This is a genomic window from Gammaproteobacteria bacterium, from assembly GCA_009845905.1.
Lineage (GTDB): Bacteria > Pseudomonadota > Gammaproteobacteria > Steroidobacterales > Foliamicaceae > Foliamicus.
The window spans coordinates 303,275-322,515 of sequence record VXYS01000006.1 but is presented as its reverse complement, the minus strand read 5'-3'; the positions used below and the strand labels follow the sequence as shown (position 1 = coordinate 322,515).

17 protein-coding genes are annotated in these 19,241 nt (G+C 63.9%); 7 read left to right on the top strand and 10 right to left on the bottom strand.

Going from position 1 to position 19,241, the window contains the following annotated elements; genetic code table 11:
- Positions 1–39 precede the first annotated feature (39 nt).
- Complete coding sequence (locus F4036_06985) at positions 40–1,668, top strand: thioredoxin fold domain-containing protein (protein ID MYK37481.1); 1,629 nt, start codon at positions 40–42, stop codon at positions 1,666–1,668.
- A 5-nt stretch (positions 1,669–1,673) separates the two neighbouring features.
- Here the strand turns inward: F4036_06985 and F4036_06980 are convergent, their stop codons facing one another.
- Complete coding sequence (locus tag F4036_06980; protein MYK37480.1) at positions 1,674–2,507, bottom strand: hypothetical protein; 834 nt, start codon at positions 2,505–2,507, stop codon at positions 1,674–1,676.
- 43 nt (positions 2,508–2,550) lie between these two features.
- On the opposite strand from F4036_06980, the gene F4036_06975 reads away from it, so the two are divergent.
- From F4036_06975 to F4036_06965, 3 genes are read left to right on the top strand one after another with little or no spacing between them, the layout of a single operon-like run.
- Positions 2,551–3,396 carry an NAD(P)H-binding protein gene (locus F4036_06975; protein MYK37479.1) on the top strand — a complete coding sequence of 282 codons (846 nt, stop codon included), beginning with the start codon at positions 2,551–2,553 and terminating at the stop codon, positions 3,394–3,396.
- Positions 3,393–3,884: a hypothetical protein gene (locus F4036_06970; protein MYK37478.1), complete on the top strand. Its 492-nt coding sequence runs from the start codon at positions 3,393–3,395 to the stop codon at positions 3,882–3,884. The genes F4036_06975 and F4036_06970 overlap by 4 nt, the downstream gene beginning before the upstream one ends.
- Positions 3,885–3,888: 4 nt before the next feature.
- Complete coding sequence (locus F4036_06965) at positions 3,889–4,380, top strand: hypothetical protein (protein ID MYK37477.1); 492 nt, start codon at positions 3,889–3,891, stop codon at positions 4,378–4,380.
- On the opposite strand, the gene F4036_06960 is transcribed toward F4036_06965, so the two are convergent.
- Positions 4,361–4,963 (bottom strand): aminodeoxychorismate/anthranilate synthase component II, encoded by a 603-nt coding sequence (locus tag F4036_06960; GenBank protein ID MYK37476.1) that lies wholly within the window; start codon positions 4,961–4,963, stop codon positions 4,361–4,363. The two genes, F4036_06965 and F4036_06960, sit on opposite strands and share 20 nt — an antisense overlap.
- A 186-nt stretch (positions 4,964–5,149) precedes the next feature.
- Between F4036_06960 and F4036_06955 the strand changes: the two genes are divergently transcribed.
- Entirely contained in the window at positions 5,150–7,330 is a 2,181-nt protein-coding gene (locus F4036_06955; GenBank protein ID MYK37475.1) for a TonB-dependent receptor, read from the top strand.
- 123 nt (positions 7,331–7,453) lie between these two features.
- On the opposite strand, the gene F4036_06950 is transcribed toward F4036_06955, so the two are convergent.
- The 8 genes from F4036_06950 to sdhC all read right to left on the bottom strand — a co-directional run bounded on the left by F4036_06950 (position 7,454) and on the right by sdhC (position 17,033).
- A complete protein-coding gene (locus F4036_06950) occupies positions 7,454–8,905 on the bottom strand; it encodes a hypothetical protein (protein MYK37474.1) in 1,452 nt (483 codons plus the stop codon).
- Entirely contained in the window at positions 8,905–9,648 is a 744-nt protein-coding gene (locus tag F4036_06945; GenBank protein MYK37473.1) for an SDR family oxidoreductase, read from the bottom strand. The genes F4036_06950 and F4036_06945 overlap by 1 nt, the downstream gene beginning before the upstream one ends.
- Positions 9,649–9,672: 24 nt before the next feature.
- On the bottom strand, positions 9,673–10,926 hold the full coding sequence (locus F4036_06940; protein ID MYK37472.1) for a cytochrome P450: 1,254 nt from the start codon (positions 10,924–10,926) through the stop codon (positions 9,673–9,675).
- The gene (locus F4036_06935) at positions 10,923–12,812 is read right to left on the bottom strand and encodes a hypothetical protein (protein ID MYK37471.1); all 1,890 of its coding nucleotides are present in this window, start codon (positions 12,810–12,812) and stop codon (positions 10,923–10,925) included. The genes F4036_06940 and F4036_06935 overlap by 4 nt, the downstream gene beginning before the upstream one ends.
- Before the next feature lie 86 nt (positions 12,813–12,898).
- Complete coding sequence (locus F4036_06930) at positions 12,899–14,407, bottom strand: anthranilate synthase component I (protein MYK37470.1); 1,509 nt, start codon at positions 14,405–14,407, stop codon at positions 12,899–12,901.
- Between the two features lie 58 nt (positions 14,408–14,465).
- Positions 14,466–16,241 (bottom strand): succinate dehydrogenase flavoprotein subunit, encoded by a 1,776-nt coding sequence (locus F4036_06925; protein ID MYK37469.1) that lies wholly within the window; start codon positions 16,239–16,241, stop codon positions 14,466–14,468.
- A gap of 19 nt (positions 16,242–16,260) precedes the next feature.
- On the bottom strand, positions 16,261–16,872 hold the full coding sequence (gene sdhD / locus F4036_06920; protein ID MYK37468.1) for a succinate dehydrogenase, hydrophobic membrane anchor protein: 612 nt from the start codon (positions 16,870–16,872) through the stop codon (positions 16,261–16,263).
- Positions 16,635–17,033 carry a succinate dehydrogenase, cytochrome b556 subunit gene (gene sdhC / locus F4036_06915; GenBank protein ID MYK37467.1) on the bottom strand — a complete coding sequence of 133 codons (399 nt, stop codon included), beginning with the start codon at positions 17,031–17,033 and terminating at the stop codon, positions 16,635–16,637. The genes sdhD and sdhC overlap by 238 nt, the downstream gene beginning before the upstream one ends.
- Positions 17,034–17,053: 20 nt before the next feature.
- On the opposite strand from sdhC, the gene F4036_06910 reads away from it, so the two are divergent.
- Both F4036_06910 and F4036_06905 read left to right on the top strand, forming a co-directional pair.
- Positions 17,054–17,920: a folate-binding protein YgfZ gene (locus F4036_06910; GenBank protein MYK37466.1), complete on the top strand. Its 867-nt coding sequence runs from the start codon at positions 17,054–17,056 to the stop codon at positions 17,918–17,920.
- Positions 17,921–17,934: 14 nt separating this feature from the next.
- Complete coding sequence (locus F4036_06905) at positions 17,935–19,230, top strand: MFS transporter (protein ID MYK37465.1); 1,296 nt, start codon at positions 17,935–17,937, stop codon at positions 19,228–19,230.
- The last annotated feature ends 11 nt before the right edge of the window (positions 19,231–19,241 follow it).

Here is a 19,241-nt window from a genome sequence, read left to right as displayed (position 1 = left end):
CCGGCCGATGCCTTGAATCGTACTGCTACACTCGTTCAAATGGCCGCGAGCGAGGCAACTGGCCGCGCGTTCCCTTACCGGAGGTCCCCCATGCGTGCTGATTCAAGATTTCCTGCAATGCTCGTCCTTTTGACCGGGCTTACCCTGGCCGCCTGCCAGGCGGACACCGAAGCGCCCGCGGCCCAATCAACGGCCGACGCGGACCAGTACCTGGCCATCGACTGGTATGACGGAACCGTGGAAGAGGCCTTCGCCGAGGCCGAGCGTTCGGCCAGACCGATGTTTCTTTATTGGGGCGCAATCTGGTGCCCGCCCTGCAACCTGATGAAGAGCACTCTTTTCCAGCAGCCGGAATTCATCGCCAAAACGCGCGATTTCGTGGCCGTCTACCTGGATGGCGACACGCAGCGCGCACAGGTCTGGGGCGAGAAGCACGACGCGGTGGGCTATCCGACGCTCATCGTGTTCGATTCCGCCGGCCGGCAGATGACCCGCCTTCCCAGCACGCTGACGCCGGAATCCTTCTTGGCAGCGCTGAACGACGCCTCTTCCGGCCTGGCGCCGGTGACCGAACTGGCGCAAGTTGCTCTGAGCGGAGAGCGGGCGTTGACGGCGGCCGAGTATCGCCGGCTCGCTTACCACTCTTGGTACGAAGACCGGCGAACGCTGGCGCCGGAACAATACCTGGCGCTGTTCGACCGCCTTGCCGGGCAGACTCCCGAAGACGACCCCGAGTTGAGCCGGCGCGTTCAGGCGCTGCGACTGTCCGAAGCGCTGGGCGCCTCCGAGCCGAAAGTGGACTCCGATCACTACGCGGGATTGATGAACGTGCTGGGGGCTGAGGAGCACGACCTCGACATCCTCATGATGTTCTCCGACAAGCTCTCCGCCGCCTTCGCCACGCTGGCGACCGAGCCGGCGCAGCAGGAAGAACTCCGCGGCGCCTTGGCCGGGGCGATCGAGTCGGTGCTTGCCAATCCGACGGGAAGCAAGTCCGCGCCGATCTTCTCGCTTGGACTGCTACTGGAACTGGAGCGCATTGATAACGCCGAAGCCCCGCCGTCACCGGAATTGCTCGCGCGCGTCGTGGCCGCGGCCGAGCAGGCCGATTCCGATGCCGGGACCCAGCAGGAACGCCAGAGCCTGATCTTCTACAGCTACAGCCTGCTGCGCGACGCCGGGGAGCTTGAGCGGGCGCGGGCGCTGCTGGAGAAGGAACTGGACATTTCCGAGGAGCCCTACTACTTCATGTCGCCGCTGGCCTCATTGAGCTTCGAGGCCGGCGACGTGGACGGAGGACTGCGCTGGATGGGCCGCTATTACCGCGAGGCGCGCGGTCCGGCCACGCGCTTTCAGCACGGCGCGAATTACGTCCGCGCGCTGACCGAGTGGACCCCGGAGGACACCGGGGCCATCATCGCCGCGTCGGAGGAAGTCCTGGCGGAGATGCGCGGGCAGCCCGACGCGCTGGCAAACCGCAACCTGCGCTCCTTCGGCTGGCTGGTCGACGCTCTGCAGGCATGGCGCAACGAGCACCATGCCGGCCTGTCGCTGGCCGCCCTGGACAGCGGCATCGCGGCGATCTGCGCGGAGCACGCGGGCGACGATTCCGTCGGCGCATGCACCGCGATGCAGCAACGCCTCGCCGACTCGACGCCGGGTATGTAGGAAAACTAGCCGCCCGCCTCGGGGCCGTCCAATAGTCCCGGGGGTTCGGAAGCTTCTTCCGGCGCGCCCTCCTCCGGCATTTCCGGGCTCTCGATGTCCTGAATGGTGATGCTGCTGATTTTGCCGGTGGCCGGGTCCAGACGTACCTCGCCCGTTATGAGCACATCCTTGAGCATGTTGCCCAGTACCGCTTCCTTGCGCTCCTCGTCCACCAGGCACTCGATCGGCTCGCCGTCAACGGGATGGATCCGGCATCGGGCCTCCTTGCCGGTGAAATCGACCATGAGCAGGCGGCCCTCGATCTTGCGGATATTGACGTTGGGCCGCGTCAGGCGCTCGCGGATGCGCTCCAGCGCCTCCGGGTTCAGCGCCGAACGTACGGCTCCCGAACTGTCGTTCAATGTGAATTCGATGGTCTCGACACCCTGACCCAGCAGCACGCCGGCATCCCGCCAGGCCCTGAGCACGCCGGGATCGATTCCGTTCGGCAACGCCTCGCCGGGGTCGCTGCTCCCGATCTCGCGCAAGCCGCCGATCGCGCTTTGCAGTACGTTGAGGCCGAAATCCATTTCCGGGAAGGACGTATTCTCCAGGCGGCGCTCCAGCCCCAGGCTGGTCGAATCGCCTTCACCGGCAAACGTGACCAGTTCGAACTCCAGTTCCGACCTGAGGTCCTGAGGCGGCTGACCCGGCCGGACGCTCCTGGTCTCGCCGCGCAAGACCCGCCCGGTCCGCTGCACCACCTTGCGCCAACTGTCCAGGAAATTCGCAAGGTGGGCCACCGGCAGCCTGCCACGCTCTATCGCCGGACCCCGGAAACGTATCTCCAGCAGACGCATCCGGCTAGTATAGGGTGGTATTGCCGAACTCAAGGGGGAATGCATGAAACGGAGAACATTTGTCAACGGAACGCTGGCGCTGACCGTGCTGAGCACCGCGCCCTGGCGCCTGCGCGCCGCCGGAAACGGGGAGAAACCGGTCATCGCACTGTTCGGCGCCACGGCCCGGTCCGGGCGCGAAATCATTCGCCAGGGTCTTCAACGGGGCCACACGATCAAGGGTTTCGCCCGCACGCCCTCCAAGCTCGGCATCGAACACGAGAACCTGACGCTGTTCAAGGGCGACATCTACGAGCGCGACACCATCGACCCGGTGCTGGAAGGCCACGAAGTGGTGGTGTCCATGATCGGCGTGCCCGCCCCCGAGGATCCCGCAGCCGAAATCGGCCCGGTCGACATCTACACGGTGATGGGCGAGCACCTCATCGACGCAATGAAGGAGAAAGGCAATACCCGGCTCATCATGGCCAGTTCCACCGGTGTGGAGCACCGCATGGACGTGAACGCCTCCCGGCCGCCGCCGGGGGACCTGACCGAACGCTGGCGCTGGCTCGCACGGCAACTCTACGACGACATGTGGAAGATGGAGGAAATGATCGCGAACAGCGGCCTGGACTTCATGCTGTTGCGGCCCGGCTTCATGGTGGAGGAACCGGCACGCCATGACATGAAGTTCAACACCACCGGCGATACGCCGGGCGCGCGCGTGATCACCTACGAGGACTTCGCCGCCTTCGTTCTGGACAACCTGGACGGCGGGGATTACTGGAACATGGCCCTGGGCATGTATTCGGACACCATCATGGACCCGGCGGCGGAGATCGAGAAATATCTTGCCGAGCAAAGAGCCCGGCAGGAAGCGGAACAACAGGAGGGAGAACAGGAATGACAAGGATTCCGGACAAGGCAGCCGCACTGCTGGGTGCGATCTTTCTGGCCGCCTGCGCAAGCGACGGGGCCGGCACGGATCAAGAAGGCTACGAAAAGCTCTACGGCCAGTTCTATGAGCACGACAATTCCTACGCCGAAGTGATCGCCCGCTCGGAGGAGCACTTCGAGAACATGAACGTCGAGGGCGCCATCCTCAGCCTGGATGACGATTTCACGATGTACGAGATCACTGACGAGGGCGCCGAGGAAATGGTGCGCGGCATCGAGCAGGTGCGGGCGGCCTTGAGCGGCGTGTTCGGCTCCGGCACCTGGCTCGGCGCCAATGTCTACAAGTGGGGGCTCACCGACAATACCCTGGTGCAGATCGAAGAGGACTTCTACAGCACCGAGGACGGCGGCACCCGGTCGGTCAAGTCCCTGGTGGTGGTCGAGTACCGCGACGGCAGGCGCTGGCGCGAATGGCGCTTCAAGCCCCAGGACCGGTAACCCCTTGAGAACGACTACCGGACTGGCAGCCGGCCTGCTGGGAGTTGTCGCGTTGGCGGCGTTCGTGGGCGACAGCCCGGGCAGCGCGGAAGAGGCATACGAAAGGCTTTACGGCCAGTTCTACGAGCGGGACAATCCCTACGCCGAAATAATCGCCCGCTCGGAGGAAAACTTCGACCCGCATGACGTCGAGAGCTCCATCGTCAGCCTGGATGACGACTTCACCTTGTACGAGATCACCGATCAGGGCGCCGAGGAAATCGTGCGCGGCATCGAGCAGGTGCGGGCTCAGTTCAGCGGGCTGTTGGGCTCGGGCGCCTGGCTTGGGGCCAACGTCTACAAGTGGGGGTTGACCGACAACACGCTGGTGCAGATCGAGGAGGACTTCTACCGCACGGAAGACGGCGGCACACGGGCCGTCAAGTCGCTGGTGGTGGTGGAGCACCGCGACGGCAAGCGCTGGCGCGAATGGCGCTTCAAGCCTGCGGAGAGGTAATTCCGGAGGGCTTTTGCCCGGTGGCGCGGAGGAAGTTGGCCAGCAGGGCGTGACCGTGCTCGGAGGCGATGCTCTCGGGGTGAAACTGGACGCCGAAGACGGGGCGCTCCCGATGCGCCAGACCCATGATGACGCCATGTTCGGTTTCCGCGTTCACTTGAAGAGTTTCCGGTAACGACTCGCGCTCGACCACCAGCGAGTGGTAGCGGGTGGCTTCGAAGCCTTGCGGCAGGCCCTGGAACAGGCCATCCCCGTCATGGCGGATCGAGCTGAGCTTGCCGTGCATGAGCCTGGGCGCGCGGACTATGCACCCGCCGAAGGCCTGCCCTATCGCCTGATGGCCCAGACACACGCCGAGTAGCGGGACGGTGTCGGCGGCCTTTTCCACGAGGTCCAGGCAGATGCCCGCGCTTTGCGGATAGCCGGGTCCGGGAGACAGCACGATGCCGTCAGGGTCCAGTGCGAGAACCTCTTCCACGGAAATGGCGTCGTTGCGGAAAACCCCGCAGTCCGCTCCCAACTCGCCGAGGTAGTGGACGAGGTTGTAGGTGAAGCTGTCGTAGTTGTCGATGATGACCAGCATTCCGGCGTCAAACTGCTGCAACCAGATCGGCAGCTTTCTCTCCAATCATGATAGCCGTGGGATTTGCCGGAGCCGCGGGGACTTCTTCGGACCATGCGGCAGCGCCACTTCGGTGGTTGAGAAATCCGAACAATTTCTCACTTTAAGCAATGCTTATAATGAAAATCAACATATGTCGGGTCAATCATGACTCGCATCGGTAATTCAGGGGGCGTCATGAAAAAATCGGTTTTTCTATCTTTTGTGATCAGCCCTCTCACGTTTGCCTCCGGCGCCGTGTTGATGAGCACGGCTGGCCCGGCGGCAGCACAGACCGCAACGCTGGACGAAATCGTCGTTACCGCGGAGCGGCGCGAGTCCAACCTGCAGACCACACCGGTTGCGGTGTCGGCGTTCACCAGCGAGGAGCTCGAGCAGCGCCAGGTGACGAAGACCGAGTACATTTCCGACTTCGTTCCCAACATGTACCTCGCGGACGGAACCAGCAGTCCATCGACTTTGAATGTCACCTTGCGTGGCCTTGGGACGGGCGGCGGCGGCATCATTACCGATGACCCTCCGGTCGCCTTCTATCTCGACGATGTGTATCAGGCACGCCTGTCGGCCACCAACAACGAGTTTGCCGATATAGAGCGTGTGGAAGTGCTGCGCGGCCCGCAGGGCACACTTTTCGGCCGCAACTCCATGACAGGCGCCGTGAACGTGATTTCGCGCACACCGGGCGACGAAACCTACGTCGACGTTGAAGCCAGCTACGGCAACTACAATACCGGCACCTTGAAAGCGGCGATCGGCGGCCCGCTTTCACCGGGAAGTCTGGCGGCCTCGCTTTCGGTTGCCTTTCGCGAACAAGGCGAAGGCGTCAAGGACAACATCGCCACCGGTGAAGATATCGACCAGAAGGACTACTTCGGTATCCGCGCCAAGGTTCACTACTACGGCTCGGACAACTTCGATGCCGTCCTGACGGCCTATTACAGCGACACGGAAAACGATGGTTTTGTTACAACGGCGATTGATGAAGCCACCCTGCAACCGGTGACCGGCGATTACTTCGTCGTGCAAAGTCCCGTCGATACGTTTGGAGATTCGGAACAGATCGGCGTCAACTTCCGGTTCACCTACGACTTTGGTGCTGCGACGCTAAAGTCCATCACCGCTTATTCGGATCTCGATGACGGCTGGCGCTTCGATCTGGGCGGCGGCACGGAATTCATGCCGGGTGATTTCCGAGGCGTGTTCGACCGGACCAGCCGGATTCTCAACGATCAGCTCACTCAGGAAATCCAGGTTTACGGATCCGCGATGAATGATCGGCTGGACTACATCGTTGGCGGTTACTACTTCACCGAAGACAGCGCCCAGACCTTTACCGACTTCTTTTTCCTGAGTTTCCTCGGTTTCGCCATCCCCCTGCCGGTGACCGACTATACGGTCAATACGGACAGTTATGCCGTCTATGGCGAAATCAACTACGCCATCAACGACAGGACAACGGCCATCATCGGCGCCCGGTATACCGACGAAAACAAAGAGATTGCCGGGATCAAGGCCGTGCCTTTCGCCGACGAAACCAGTTATTCGGCGCTCACGCCGAAGTTCGGTCTGGAGTACGCGTTTAGCGACGACACGTTCCTGTACGCCACCATCAGCCGTGGCTTCCGGGCAGGTGGTTATCAGGGCCTTGGCGGTACGGCGGCCGTGATCGAGCAGCCTTTCGCAGAAGAAACCGTATGGGCTTATGAAGTCGGAGCGAAGCTTGATTTCGCCGACAATCGCGCACGCCTGAACCTGTCGGCGTTCTTCAACGATATGACCGATCTGCAGGGCCCCATACTCGACCCCGACTTCCCGGGCAACGCATTGACTCAGAACTCGATCGACATGGACCTGTATGGCTTCGAGGCGGAAATGACCGCCCTGCTTGCGGACGGTTTGACTGTCTTCGCCACCTTGGGACTGCAGGATGAGAAGTTCACCCGGATCGATCCCAATGCGGTGATAGCCGGAACAGGTGCAACGCGTCTTGCCGGGGTTCCCCATCAGACGGGGGCTCTTGGTTTCAGCTATGAAACCCCGGTTTCGGGCGTGAACGGCAGCATCTTCTTCGGAGCTGACTTTACTTACCGCGACTACTTCTTCTCTTTGCCCGACAACAGCGACATCTCGAAGGCATCGGTCATAACGCGTCTTAATGCGCGGGTCGGATACCGGTCAGGCAACGACCATTGGTCCGTCATATTGGCAGGGCGCAATCTGACCGACGATGTCGATTGGGTGAACGGCCTGTCGTTGGGTCTGCCGGTGGGCATTCGTCACACCCTGGATCCACTGATGTGGTCGCTGACCGTGAAGTACAGCCGATAAGTCGTCCGCTGGGGCCCGATCGGACTTAACGCGTCAATTCAACCTGACGCAAGAGTAGCTTCAACGGGTTTGTCGGTCGGCGGCACTGCCGGGCGGGGCCTTGTCCATGAGGGTCTCCTTGATCTATTGCGTCAGAGCAGTAGCGCGGCGCTCCAGGCGGCGGCGCAGGGCTTCGTGGACTCTCGGCGTTAGCGGGAAATTCCACATGATCAGGATTCCGATGAACGAACAGGCCAGGGGCACCAGGGTCGAGAAGTATCTGAGCGCCGTGATGGCCGACTCGGAATTGTCCGGCGCGCCGGGCTGAAAGCCGAACAGGCCCAGGGCGATGAGGGTCAGGCCGCCCATCGCGATTCCGATCTTGTTGGTGAGGAACAGAACAGCCAGATGCAGGCCCGCCTCCTGGCTGCCGTTCTTCCAGTGGTCATAGTCCGAGGCGTCGGAGGCCAGCCCGATGGGCAGCATCCACTTGCCGTCCGAGGCCGCTCCAAGGAGCAGGTAGGGAAGGATCGCGGCAGGCAGAGACTGCGGCGGAATCACGTTGAGAAGAAAGAAACCCAGCACCATGCATGCGCCCGCCAGGGCAAGCCCCCGGCCCCGGCCGAAGAGCCGGGCGACGACGCCCCAGGCCGGCACGGCGATCAGTGCGAAGCCCTGCATGATGACGATCAGCAGCAGGAAATTCTGCGGCATGCCCAGGATGTAGGTGAGATAGAAGGGCTGTGCGGCCACCCATAACTGGACGCTGATCTGCAGGAAGAAATTGCCGGCCACCATGCGGGCGAACGGTTTGTTGCGCTGAAACAGGCGCAGGGTCTGCGACCAGTCGATCGGCGCCGGCGCTCTCGACACTTCCCTTGCCGAACCCATGCACAGCGCGACGGAGATGGGCAGGAGCACGATTACGGTAATGGCGAGGAGGAACATGATGTCCTGGTACGGCACGTCGCCCTGTCCGCTGAAGGCCAGGATACGGGCGAGCGTCTCCGGAACATCCACCCTGCCGTCCATGGCCCATCCGAAAACCTTCTGCTTGAGCACGGCGCTCTGCGGACTCAGGAAAAAGAACGGAATGAGCAGGCAGAGGAAAACGCCCAGCGTGTTGAACAGGGCCAGAAACACGTTGATTCGCGTGCGCACGCCGTAGCGGTTGTTCAGCTCCGCCCCCCAGGCCTGGTGCGGAATGAACACCATGGTCCAGCTCAGATAGACCAGGATGATCCCGATTTGCAGGCCCAGCGAGCTGACTTCCTCGCGCGGAACGAACAGGTTCCATACCGCCAGCATCAGCAGCGGCGCGCCGATCAGGATCCAGGGACGGCGCCGGCCGAACCGCGAAGGCGTGCGGTCGGAAAGAAAACCGATCGTGGGATCGGATACCGCGTCCACGAGGCGCGCGACGATCAGCGCCGCGCCTACCGAAGCCACATCGAAACCGAGGATCTGGGCATAGAACCCCGGCAGCAGCAGCACCAGTGGAACGAAGGCGATCGTGCACGGCGTACACGGCGTGGCGAACGCCGCAAGCCGCCACAGGCTCGGGTTCTGCACGCCGGCCGGACCGCTCGCGGTCATTACCAGGGAACCGTTTCTCCGTTGAACATCCGGAAAGTGCCATTGTCCGCCATGGTCAGCCCGCCGATCAGGCCGCGCAGCGCCGACACCGACTGGTCGATCTCGAGCATCGCCTCGGGGCCGCCCAGCCGGGTCTTGACGTGCCCCGGGCACAGCGCCACCGTGGTGATGCCGTCGTTTTTCAGCACCATCGAAGTCTGCATGGCCACTTTCGTGGTCGTGCACTTGCTGGTCGTGTAGATCATCGGCACCGCCGGCGCCTTCCACGCCAGCCCTCCGGCGATGGAACCGGCTGAACTCGAAATGTAGACCACCTTCCTGCCTTCCCCGGCCTTGATGTTGCCGTGCAGCGCTTCAACGAGCTTCAACGGCGCCACGGCGTTGACCTTGATCGTGTCCACCATCGCCTCGTAGTCGACATTGCCGAACAACTGGTGTTCCAGGCGCTCGAACAGGTCCGTCGCCTCATCGTTGCGCGGTCCGAAGGCGCCGGCATTGTTGATCAGAATATCGATAGGACTGTTGTCGAGCCGCTCCGCCAGGGCGTCGATGGAACCGAAGTCCAGCAGGTCCAGCGGCTCGACCGTGATGGCGCCGGCATGCGCGTCGCGCAGGGCCTGGAGATCGTCCGCCGTGTCCGGATTGCGGCAACAGGCGATCACCCTGTCGCCGGCCTCGGCGTATTGCCGGACAAATTCCAGGCCGATGCCGCGATTGGTGCCGGTCACGAGTACGCATGCCATGGTGTTGCTCCGTTTCCGCGGTTCTTACGCAGCCCTGCTGAACGTGATGTGCAGGCTGGTCAGGCCCCGGAGAATGAAACTCGGCGCATGCGCGGGATGCGGATAAGCCTCGTCCAGGGCGATGTCCGTCATCCGCCTGAGAATCGCCCCGATGGCGATCTCCAGCTCCTTGCGCGCCAGCATCTGGCCGATGCACCTGTGGATGCCGTGGCTGAACGCCAGGTGCCGTATGGCGTTCCTGCGCCGGACATTGAGCGTTTCGGCCTGCGGAAACTTGCGGTCGTCGCGATTGGCTGCGCCGTAGGCAAGGTAAATCTTGGCGCCTTTCGGGATTGCGTAGCCGCCCAGTTCCGTATCCTCGGTCGTGACGCGGAACAGGCCCTGGACCGGGCTCTCCAGCCGCAGCGATTCCTCGACGAAATTGGGCACCAGCGAGAGGTCCTCGCGCAGGACCTGCTGCTGATCCGGGTTCTCGATAAGCAGCAGCACCGACTTGGCGAGGTGATTGCGGGTCGTTTCGTTACCGGCCACCAGCAATTGCTGCACCAGGGCAAGCGTTTCTTCGGTCGTCAACTCGCTGCCGTCGTCATGCCGCGCTGCCACCAGCCCGGACAGGATGTCGTCTTCGGGCCTGGATTTTTTCTCTTCGATACGCTCGACGAAGTAGTGCTGGTATTCGATGATCAGCCGCGTGCATTCGAGCTTGCGCTCCGGGCTCAGCATGATGCCGAGCGTCTCGATGAAGGCGTCGCTCCAGGTCTTGAACCGCGGCATGTCCTCCTTCGGGACGCCGAGCTGGTCCGCGATCACGCCCAGCGGCAGGGGGACGGCGAATTCATTGAAGAAGTCGCAGCGGCCCCGGTCGATGAAGCCGTCGATGAGCTGTTCCGTATGGCGCGTCAGGTAATCCTCCATGCGCCGCACGACCGGGCCGGTGAACGTGCGGTCGACGAGTTTCCGGAATATCGTGTGCCGCGGCGGATCCACCTGGCTCAGCACGTCGTGGACAACGTAGCCCTCCTTCTCGAACAGTGCGTCGCTTGGCGAGGCGTCCGGCCCGCCCACGTCCCTGCGCATGTCGATGGCCGAGGAAAAGACCTTCCAGTTGTTCAAGGCCTCCACCGCCAGTTCGTACGACGCGATCATCCACAGGTCGGTATTCGGGTCGTAGTGGACCGGCTCGCTTTGGTGCAGGGCCCGGTAGTAGTCGTAGGGGCATTCCTGCACCGCCGGATCGGCGATCGTGAAGTTATCCGGGCTTGCTGCGGACTCTCTCATGCGGCCTTGGCGGGTGGCGGCTTGAGGATACCCGATTCGGTCAGACGCTCGATCTGCCGGCGCACCAGTGGCGGACCTTCACTTGCATGCTCCATCGGCCTGTCGAGAAAACAGTCGAGCGGAAAGCCCGGAAACTCCCTGTAAGCCTGCACGACGGCGTCCGGGCGAAACCGGGCCAGGGCGTTTTCGGCCTTCGATGCACGGGCCCGCCGCAGCGCGCCGAGATCGATTCGGCCCATCTGCGGAATGACTCCGGGCCCGTCGGCGTGGGTCGCGAGTTCGCCGTTGAAATCGATCAGGCTGGAATGCCCGCGGTTCATGTGGGTGACGGGCGCATCCGGCGTGAACTGTTCGCTGCCCGCATTGGCGCACGCCACGTAATACATGTTCTCCGCCGCGTGGGCGCGCTTGGCCGACCACCAGTAGGGCACGCGGTCGCTGTGAATCTCCGATGTGGGATTGCAGACCACTTCCACGCCCTTCAGCGCCATGCCGCGCCATAGTTCCGGCCAGTTCGAATCGAAGCAGATGGCCGTGCCCAGCATGCCGATTTCGGTCTCGACCACCGGGATCAGCCCGTCGAAGCCGTACTTCTCCACGTACGCCGTGTAGATGTTCCCCGGCGTGGTGATGTTCAAAAGCCCGTTGAGGTCCGCGCACTGCAGTTTGCGGTAGCGAAGAACAATCTCGCCGCGGGGCGAAATGATGATGGATGTATTGAAATAGCGGCGCGGCCAGTCCTCGTCGTATTCCATCAGTTGCGCGCACAGATACACGTCCGTTTCCTTCGCGAATTCGGCCAGCGTATCCGTTTCGGGGCCTGGCACGCGGATGCCCATCTTCTCCCAGTAGTCCAGATCTCCGGGCGTGGACCCGGCCAGGAAGAACTCGGGGAATACCACCAGGCGCGTTTCCGGACGTGCACAGAACATGCGCGCCGCCCCGAGGCCGCGCCGCATGTTGTCGGCGATTACCCGGTCGCGGTCGTTCGGACCGGTGGCGAAAACCTCATGGCACTGCATCAGCAATACGTCGTAGACCGGCGCGTCGAGGGCCTGATCGTCATTCGCCGGCGGTCCGGGATCGGCCGCGGCTCGCGCGTACATTTCCGCGTACAGGTCGGAGCGCAGCTGCGCCGGGAAATTGATCCACGGCTCCGTTCTACGCCGGCGAAGCGCAGAAAGGTCGATCGTCGCCTGGGCCGGCGCGTCGCCTGACGATGCCAGAAGCGCCCCGCTGTGCTCCCATACCTCGGCCAGCCCCGTGACCGGCTCGCCCGGCAGGGCTGTCCCTGTCTCGTCGATGATGGCCGTCAGACCGGCGGTAACCAGCACGCAATGGTTCTCCCAGCAGCGGGCGGCCCGCGAACGATGGCGCGCACGGGCGCGGTGATCGGGAATCTCGATGCCGGGATTGAGGATCAGCTCCGCGCCCCTGAACAGGCAGGCTCGCACGTATTCCGGAAAGGTGACGTCGTCCCTGGGCAGACAGGCCATGTCGCCTATGGGCGTTGAAGCCACCGCATAGGAAACGTCGCCGCCCTGCTCGGCTACGGCCGTCTGCGTGAGCAGCAAGTCCCCGTTCGGACCGATCAGGAACGCCGTATGCCCGCATAGGAACCGGTCGGAGGCGGCGATATAGATTCCGTGCTCCCGGGCAGAGGCGGCCAGTTCGTCCAGAAGCGCGGTCTGCGGGTCCTTTGCCACTTCTCGGAAACCGCCGCTGAGAACGTACGCGGGAAGGACTACGATCCTGATTCCTTCGTTCACCGACAGCAGCGTCCGTACCGCCTGGCCGGCCCTGCGTGCGTTCAGCGCGACATGGTTATCGACCTGCCCGCCGAAGGCCTGCATGGGAAGGCCGGCCACCGTGTATCGCAATGTCATCTGGAAACGCCTTGCTCACGCCTGACTATGATCCGGGTCCGCCAGTCGGCAAACCCGCCCCCCGCCAAACTTTAGGTTGCCTCCGCCTACGTGTCCAGTGCGGCGAACCGCACCGCCTCCTCGGCGGCGCGAATCAGGGCGTTGGCCTTGTTCCGGCTTTCCTCGTATTCGGCCGCGGGGTCGCTGTCGGCCACGATGCCGCTTCCCGCCTGCACGTACATGGTTCCGTCCTTGACGATCGCGGTGCGCAAGGCGATGCAGGTGTCCATGCTGCCGTTGGCGGAAAAGTAGCCGATCGCACCCGCGTAAACGCCCCGCTTCTCCGGTTCGAGCTCGTCGATGATCTCCATGGCGCGGACCTTTGGCGCGCCGCTTACGGTGCCGGCCGGAAATGCCCCGCACAGCGCGTCCATCGCGCCGTAGCGATCGTCGATTTCGCCCTGCACGTTGGAGACGATGTGCATCACGTGCGAGTAGTGCTCGATGACCATTTGCTCGGTCACCTTCACGGAACCGATCCTGGCCACCCGTCCCACGTCATTGCGCCCGAGATCGAGCAACATGAGGTGCTCGGCGCGCTCCTTGGGATCGGCCAGGAGTTCGCGCGCCAGCGCCGCGTCCTCGCTGCGGTTCGCTCCCCGCCTGCGGGTTCCGGCAATCGGCCTCACCGTAACCGTGTCGTCCCGCAACCGCACCAGGATCTCGGGGCTCGATCCCACGATCGCAAATCCGTCGAAGTTGAGGAAATACATGAACGGCGAAGGATTGGTCCGGCGCAGCGCGCGGTAAAGGGCGAACGGCGGCAGTTCGAACGGCAGGCTGAACCGCTGCGAAAGCACGACCTGGAAGATGTCGCCGGCAGCAATGTATTCCTTTGCCTTGTCGACCATCCCGCAAAAGGCTTCGCGGCTCAGGTTGGACGAGGGCTCCGACGGCCCCGGCCTGGCCCCACGCCGGCCCTGTGCGTGGTATTGGCCCTGCTCGACGTCCGCTACCGCATCCGACAGCGTGTTCACGGCGCTGTCGTAGGCCGCATCAGCCGCGATCCCCTCGGCTGGGCGCACCGGTGTCACGAGCGTGACCAGGTCCCTGACGGAATCGAAGATCGCCATCACCGTCGGGCGGACGAACACGCCGTCGGGAAGTCCCAGCACGTCGGGATTGGGTCGAGGCAGTCGCTCCATCAGCCGAACGGTGTCGTACGACATGTAACCCACGAGGCCGGCAGCCATCGGCGGGAGCGATTCGGGCAGTTCGATGCGCGAGTCGTCGATCAGCCCGCGCAATTCGCTCAGCGCATCGCCGCTGCAGGGCTCAAAGGCGTCGGCGCGCGTCAGCGCGCTGCGGTTGATCTCGGCGCGGTTCCCGCGGCAGCGCCAGACGAGGTCGGGCTTCATTCCGATGATCGAATAGCGCCCGCGAACCTCGCCACCCTCCACCGACTCCAGCAGGAAGCTGTTCGGCGAATCCCCGGCCAGTTTCAGCAACACCGAAACCGGCGTATCGAGATCGGCTACCAGCGTCGTCCACATGACCTGGCTTTCGCCGGCCTCGTAACGGTGCGCGAATTCTTCAGGGTTCGGGAAGAGTTTCATCGCGAAAAAGGCTGGCGGTCCCGCTTCTCCGAGGGCGGGACGCCCTCGCTCCCAGGGTTCAGTAGACGCGCTGCTTGAGGGGTACGGTTTCCACCTCGTCGGTCATGGTCTCAAGCTGCACCGGGCGAAAGTCCAGGCGTGCCCTGCCTTTCTCGTCAACCCACGACAGCGTGTGCTTGAGCCAGTTTTCGTCATCGCGGCCCGGGAAGTCCTCGCGGGCGTGCGCGCCGCGGCTTTCCTCGCGGGCTGCGGCGGACGCGAGAGTCGCCATCGCCTGGCCCAGCAGGTTCTCGAGCTCCAGCGTCTCGACCAGGTCGGTGTTCCAGATCAGCGAGCGGTCGGCGATCTTCACGTCGGAAAAACTCTGCAGGGTATCGCGCAGCCGGTTCACGCCTTCTTCCAGCACTTCGCCGGTGCGGAAAACGGCCGCGTGGTCCTGCATCAGCCGCTGCATCTCCACGCGGATCTCCGCGGTGGGCCGCGACCCATCGGCGTGGCGGATCCGGTCCACATGGGCGATCGACTCGTCGCCGGCGCCGGCCGGAAGCGGCGGTGGCGGACCCTCACCTAGCAGCGTGTCGGCGCAGCGGCGCGCGGCGGCACGCCCGAACACCACCAGGTCGAGCAGGGAGTTGGAGCCCAGACGGTTGGCTCCGTGCACCGATACGCAGGCGGCCTCACCCACCGCCAGCAGTCCGGGCGCGATGTTGTCCCTGTCCTTCAGGGCCTCGCCGTGATAGTTAGTGGGTATGCCGCCCATGTTGTAGTGCACGGTCGGCACGACCGGCATGGGTTCCCTTGTGACGTCCACGTCGGCGAACACCCTGGCCGTTTCGGCGATGCCGGGCAGCCGCTCGGCGATCACCTCGGGATCGAGGTGCATGATGTTGAGATGCACGTATTCCTTGCGCGGACCGATCCCTCTCCCCTCGCGCAGTTCGATCGTGATCGCGCGGCTGACCACGTCGCGTGAGGCGAGGTCCTTCGCGGACGGCGCGTAGCGCTCCATGAAGCGCTCATCCTCGGAGTTGGTCAGGTAGCCGCCCTCGCCGCGCACGCCCTCCGAGATCAGGCAGCCGGCGCCCAAAATCCCGGTGGGATGGAATTGCACGAACTCCATGTCCATCAACGGCAACCCGGCACGCAGCACCATGCCGTTGCCGTCCCCGGTGCAGGTGTGCGCCGAAGTGCAGGAGTAGTAGGCGCGGCCGTAACCTCCGGTGGCGAGGATCACGCGATGGGCGTTGAAACGGTGCAGATGGCCGGTCTCCAGGTCGATCGCGACGACACCCCGGCACACCCCGTCGACCATGATCAGGTCGACGGCGAAATACTCGATGAAGAACTGCGCTTCGTGACGCAGCGATTGCTGATAGAGCGTATGCAGCATCGCGTGGCCTGTGCGGTCGGCGGCCGCGCAGGTGCGTACCGCCTGGCCCTCGCCGTAATGCGTGGTCATGCCGCCGAAGGCGCGCTGGTAGATGCGCCCGTCCTCGGTGCGCGAGAAAGGCAGTCCGTAATGTTCCAGCTCGATGACCGCGCGCGCCGCTTCCTTGCACATGTATTCGATCGCGTCCTGATCGCCCAGCCAGTCCGACCCCTTGACCGTGTCGTACATGTGCCAGCGCCAGTCGTCCTCGCCCATGTTGCCCAGCGCCGCGCTGATGCCGCCCTGGGCCGCCACGGTGTGGCTGCGGGTGGGAAAGACCTTGGTGATGCAGGCCGTGTCCAGCCCGGCCTCGGCCAACCCGAAGGTGGCGCGCAGGCCCGCACCGCCGGCGCCGACAACGACCACGTCGAAGGTGTGATCGACTACAGTGTAATCGCCCGGCATTCCCGTGGCCCCTCGCCGTTCAGACCTGGGTAACAATGCGCGCGATCGCCAGCAGGCCGGCCAGCGCCAGGACGACATGCGCCAGCCTGGAAATGATCAGTCCGGCCACCCGCAACCCGCCACCCACATAATCCTCGAGCACCACGCGGACGCCCAGCTCGGAGTGATACAGGAGCGCCAGCAGGAAGGCGGTCAGCAGGGTGGCGTTGCCCAGTCCCTGGAAGCAATGCAACAGGTCTTCGTATCGCAGGGTGGGCAGCGATGCCAACCGCCAAAGGAACCAAGGCGCCAGCGGCACAAGCGCCACGGCGCTGATCCTTTGCGCCCACCAGTGCCCGGTTCCATGACCGGCCGAGCCGAGTCCTTCCGCATGGCCCAGGGGAGTGCGCAAACTCACAGTATCCGTCCCTCGAACGGCCCCCACCACCAGTACGCCCCGGTTGCGGCCAGCGAGGCCAGGAACACGAACCAGCCGGAAAGCCGGGCGTGTCCGGGCTCGAATCCCCGGCCGATGTCCCAGACCAGGTGCCGAACGCCGTTGGCGAAGTGATAGAAGAGGCAGTACGTCCAGCCCAGTGCCGCCAGGCGCACGATCCGCAGGCCGAAAAAGCCTTCCAGGTTGCCGCCCCATTGCGGCCCCGACGCGAGCGCCAGAAGGCATCCCACCAACGCCACCGAGCCGATGGAGAGCACAACGCCGGTGAAGCGGTGCAGAATAGAAAGGGCCATGGTGTACTGCCAGCGATATACGGACAGGTGCGGCGAAAGCGGCCGGTTGGCGGCGGAAGGCATCGACTGAATCTTAGGGGAGGATGGTCTTGAGGGTGAGCAATTGTAGCCCGCATCCGTCCGGGCAATTGCGCCTGGAGGACTTTGCCGCATTGCGGGTCAGCGGCGAGGACCGCGTGGATTTCCTGCAGGGGCAGCTCAGCCAGGACATGGGCGGCGTCACGCCTGCGCAGGCCGCTCCGGCAGCCTGGTGCAACCGCCAGGGACGCGTGCTGTGCCTGATGGTGGCCGTCGACTGGCAGGATGCGATCTTCCTGATACTGCCGGCCGGGATGGCCCAAACATGCGCTGACGGCCTCGGCCGCTACATCCTGCGCGCGAAGGTTCGAATCGAACGCTGGGACCAGGCTCCAGGGAGCGAGGACGGGACGCTCTCGGCCCCAGGGGTATTCGGCTGCGCGGGGATCGAGGCACTGGGAGCAGAGGCCTGGGCCTGCAAGGTGGACGAAGCGTATTGCGCCGTACGGCTGCCGGGTACCGGTGACAGGGCCTTGCTCCTGGGAGAACCGCCGACGAATGTCGAAGGCGCTCCGGGTTCCGGCTGGACACTTGAGGACTGGCGGCTGGCCGACCTCGAAGCGGAACTGCCCTGGATCCATGAGGAAACCAGCGGCAAGTTCCTGGCGCACTCGCTGAACCTCGATCTGTCCGGCGCGGTCAGTTTCACCAAGGGCTGTTACGTCGGACAGGAGATCATCGCGCGCATGGAGCACCGGGGCAGGCCCAAGCGGCGCATGCGCCGTCTGCGGTTGCCGCCCGGTGTCGACATTCGCAACGGCGCCAGGGCGCAACACCCGGAGCTGGGTGCGATTATGGTCATTGGAGCCGCGCGTGCGGGAGAAGAGACTGAAGTCCTGGCCGAAGTGCGGCTGGCGCAAGACCTCACATAACTCCCGCAACAGCAATGAAATCGGTCCAGGACCAGATCAACAGCACGCCGATGAGCGGCTTCCAGGTGCTGGCGGTAACCGTGTGCCTGGCGATCAACATGCTCGACGGCTACGACGTACTGGTCATGTCCTTTACGGCGCCCTTCGTGGCGGAAGAGTGGGCGCTCAGCCAGACCGTTACGGGATGGCTGTTGTCCGCCAGTCTCATCGGCATGGCTCTCGGCTCCCTGTTCCTGGCGCCGTTGGCCGACCTCTACGGACGGCGCCGAATGACGCTTCTTTCGCTGACTGCGGTTACGGCGGGAATGCTGGCCTCGGCGGCGGCGGCGAACTACCCGCAACTGATCGCACTGCGCTTTTTCACGGGGCTCGGTATCGGCGCGATGCTTGCGAGCCTGACGGTCGTGGTGTCCGAATACTCCTCCGATCGCCGGCGCACGCTGGCATTGATCATCCTGCAGGCCGGCTTTCCGGCCGGTGCGATGGTCTGGGGCATGGTCGCCGCCCCGATCATTCTCGGCTACGGCTGGCGCTGGGCCTTTGTCTTCGGAGGAGTACTTTCGGGACTGATGATCCCGGTTGCGATGGCGTTCCTGCCCGAATCGCTGGATTATCTGCTGAGCAGCAGGCCGCCGAACACCCTGGAAAAAGTAAACCGCACGCTGAAGCGAATGGGCAAGACCATGGTCCGGGAACTGGGCGCCGTTACGCAAGCAAAGCCCGCCAGGGCGAAATTGAACAGCCTTTTCCGGCACGGGCGGGCGCGCAACACACTGCTGATCTGGGTCTGTTTCTTCTGCACGCTTCTGGCGTTCTATTTCTTCATGTCGTGGACGCCCAAGCTATTGATCGATGCGGGCCTTTCCGAAGGCGCCGGCCTTTCCGGCGGCATCCTCCTCAACGGGGGCGCGATCCTGGGCGGAATTGCGCTCGGACTCATGGCGTCGCGAATCCCGCTCAACTGGCTGCAATCAGGCTACGCCCTGATCGGCGGCCTGTTCATGGTTGCATTCGGCGCCCTCGCGGGAGATCTCTTTACCGCACTGGCGCTCGCCTTCCTGGTAGGGCTCTTCGGCACCGGCTGCATCATGGGAGCGTATGCCGCGGTGCCGCAGATGTATCCCCCCGAAGTGCGAACGACCGGAACCGGAATGGCAATCGGGGTAGGAAGATGGGGCGGCGTGGCCGCGCCGACGGTAGCGGGCGTGCTGCTCGACACCGGTTGGACAGGCCCCGACCTCTACTTTATATTCGCCATTCCGCTATTCATGGCTGCCGCAGCCGCCTTGTTCCTCCGATTCCGGACCTGACTCCCGCACTC